1 protein-coding gene is annotated in these 3238 nt (G+C 64.2%); it reads left to right on the top strand.

Annotated features, from left to right (window positions below; translation table 11 throughout):
• The first annotated feature begins 289 nt into the window (after positions 1-289).
• Positions 290-3052 (top strand): aconitate hydratase AcnA, encoded by a 2763-nt coding sequence (acnA, locus tag ACVOLI_RS20330; RefSeq protein ID WP_481615762.1) that lies wholly within the window; start codon positions 290-292, stop codon positions 3050-3052.
• Positions 3053-3238 lie beyond the last annotated feature (186 nt).

Here is a 3238-nt window from a genome sequence, read left to right as displayed (position 1 = left end):
CTGCGCGTTCTCGGAGCGGTTTATTTTTTAGTTGTTGGGCCGCCCCTTGGGGGGGGGTGCGTCTCCCGGGAAGCCCCCGGCCGAGCTGGGCGGGGCACTACAGTCGCGCGCTCCGTTACATGCCCGCAACACGCCGTTGCCTAAACTGGCACCAGCCAACATGAACCGAATGCAGGATGCTTCGTCCATACTCGGACTGGCATCCACCTGTCAGGGCCCATGGCCCTGACAAGCCCGCGCAGCGCCCCGGCGCCGCCGCAAGCCATCTGCACTAAAAGGAGTCAGCGGTATGAGCGATACATTCTCCACCCGTAGCCAACTGGAGGTTGGCGGCCAGCAGTACACCTACTGCAGCCTTCCCAAGCTCGGTCAGAAGTTCGATATCTCCCACCTCCCCTACTCGATGAAGATCCTGCTGGAGAACCTGCTCCGGCATGAGGACGGCGGCCAGACCGTCGGCCCTGACCACATCGAAGCCGTCGCCCGCTGGAACCCCAAGGCCGAGCCGGACACCGAGATCGCCTTCATGCCCGCGCGCGTGGTACTGCAGGACTTCACCGGCGTGCCCTGCGTGGTCGACCTGGCCGCCATGCGCGACGCGGTCACCAAGCTTGGCGGCAAGGCCGAGCAGATCAACCCGCTGATTCCCTCCGAACTGGTCATCGACCATTCCGTGCAGGTGGACGTGTTCGGCCGTCCTGACGCGCTGGACCTCAACGGCAAGATCGAGTTCGAACGCAACCAGGAACGTTACAGCTTCCTGCGCTGGGGCCAGAAGGCCTTCGAGAACTTCAAGGTCGTACCGCCGAATACCGGCATCGTCCACCAGGTGAATCTGGAAAACCTTGCCCGTGTGGTGATGGAACGGCAGATCGACGGTGCCAACTGGGCCTTCCCGGACACCGTGTTCGGCACGGACTCGCACACCACCATGATCAATGGCATCGGCGTGCTCGGCTGGGGCGTCGGCGGCATCGAGGCCGAGGCCGCGATGCTGGGCCAGCCCTCCTCGATGCTGATCCCGCAGGTAGTCGGCTTCAAGTTGACCGGCAAGCTGCCCGAAGGCACCACCGCCACCGACCTGGTGCTGACCGTCACCCAGATGCTGCGCAAGCTCGGCGTGGTTGGCAAGTTCGTCGAGTTCTATGGCGAGGGCCTGCAGCACCTGCCGCTGGCCGACCGTGCCACCATCGCCAACATGGCCCCGGAATACGGCGCCACCTGCGGCATCTTCCCGATCGATGCCGAGTCACTGAACTACCTGCGCCTGTCCGGCCGCAGCGATGCACAGATCAACCTGGTCGAAGCCTACGCAAAGGCCCAGGGCCTTTGGCACGACGCCAACAGCCCGCACGCACAGTACAGCGCCACGCTGGAACTGGATATGGCCGAAGTCAAGCCATCAATGGCCGGCCCCAAGCGCCCGCAGGACCGCGTGCTGCTGGAAGACGTGCACAGCAACTTCAGCGAAGCACTGAAGGGCCTGACCAGCCACCGCGAGCAACGCAATGGCGACGTCGCCGACTTCATCAACGAAGGCGGCGGCGCCGCAGTCGGCAACGAGCAGCTGGCCAAGGGCCATGCCGACATCGTGATCAACGAACAAGCGATGCGCCTGAAGGATGGCGCAGTGGTGATCGCCGCCATTACGTCGTGCACCAACACCTCCAACCCGGCGGTGATGCTCGGCGCCGGCCTGCTCGCGCGCAATGCGGCACGGCTCGGGCTCAAGGCCAAGCCGTGGGTCAAGACCTCGCTTGGACCGGGCTCCCGCGTCGTCACCGACTATCTGGAAAAAGCCGGCGTCCTGCCGGATCTGGAGAAGCTCGGCTTCTTCGTGGTCGGCTACGGCTGCACCACCTGCATCGGCAACTCCGGACCGCTGCCGACCGAAGTCAGCGCCGGCATTGCTGCTGGCGATCTCGTAGTGGCCTCGGTGCTGTCGGGCAACCGTAACTTCGAAGGCCGCGTGCACCCGGAAGTGAAGGCCAACTACCTGGCCTCGCCGCCGTTGGTGGTCGCCTATGCCATTGCCGGCACCGTGCGCATCGACCTGAGCAAGGAGCCGCTGGGCAAGGGCAGCGACGGCCAGGACGTCTACCTGCGCGACATCTGGCCGAGCAACAAGGAAATCGGCGACACCATCGCTGCCACCGTCGGCCCGGAGATGTTCAAGCAGAACTACGCCGATGTATTCAAGGGTGACACCCGCTGGGCGCAGATCGAATCGCCGGAAGGCCAAGCCTACGAATGGAATGGCGACTCTACCTATATCAAGAACCCGCCGTACTTCGATGGCATGACCATGCAGGTCGGCAGCATCAGCGACGTGCATGGCGCACGGGTGATGGGCTTGTTTGGTGACTCGATCACCACCGACCACATCTCCCCGGCCGGCAACATCAAGAAGGATTCGCCGGCAGGCCGCTTCCTGCAGTCGCGTGGCGTACAGCCAGCCGACTTCAACAGCTACGGCAGCCGCCGCGGCAACGACGACGTGATGGTGCGCGGCACCTTCGCCAACATCCGCATCAAGAACCTGATGTTCGGCGGCGAAGAAGGCGGCAACACGCTGTACTACGCCCCGGGCAGCAGCACCGGCGAGAAGCTGGCGATCTACGACGCGGCGATGAAGTACAAGGCCGATGGCGTGCCGCTGGTGGTGCTGGCCGGCAAGGAATACGGCACTGGCTCATCGCGCGACTGGGCCGCAAAGGGCACCAATCTGCTGGGCGTCAAGGCGGTGATCGCCGAGAGCTTCGAGCGCATCCACCGCTCCAACCTGGTCGGCATGGGCGTGCTGCCGCTGCAGTTCCATGACGGCGAGAACGCGCAGACCTTGGGCCTGGATGGTTCGGAGGTGTTTGATGTGACCGGGCTGGACGATGGCAAGGCCAAGACCGCAACGGTTACTGCTACCAGGGCCGATGGCAGCAGGAAGAGCTTCACAGCCAAGGTGCTGCTGCTGACGCCGAAGGAAGTGGAGTACTTCCGTAATGGTGGCTTGCTGCAGTATGTGTTGCGGCAGCTGGCGGCGAAGAAGGTTGCTTGATCTGCTGCGTTGAATGTTGCGTTGGAAGAACGCCCCTGTTGGGGCGTTCTTTTTTGTTGCATTTTTGCGGCGAGAAGCAAGAGCCCCCCTCCCCAGCCCTCCCCTAAGGCAGAGCCGAGGACGCCCGGGGGGCAAGCGCGCCCGGGGAGACTCCCCCAGAGGCGGACCACCAGGCCGGGGGGGGGG

Source organism: Stenotrophomonas sp. STEN029 (genome assembly GCF_056760015.1).
This window is presented reverse-complemented; position numbering and strand designations above follow the sequence as displayed.

Coding starts and splice junctions, on each gene's coding strand:
- acnA (WP_481615762.1), top strand. CDS start 290: ATGAGCGATACATTCTCCACCCGTAGCCAACTGGAGGTTGGCGGCCAG.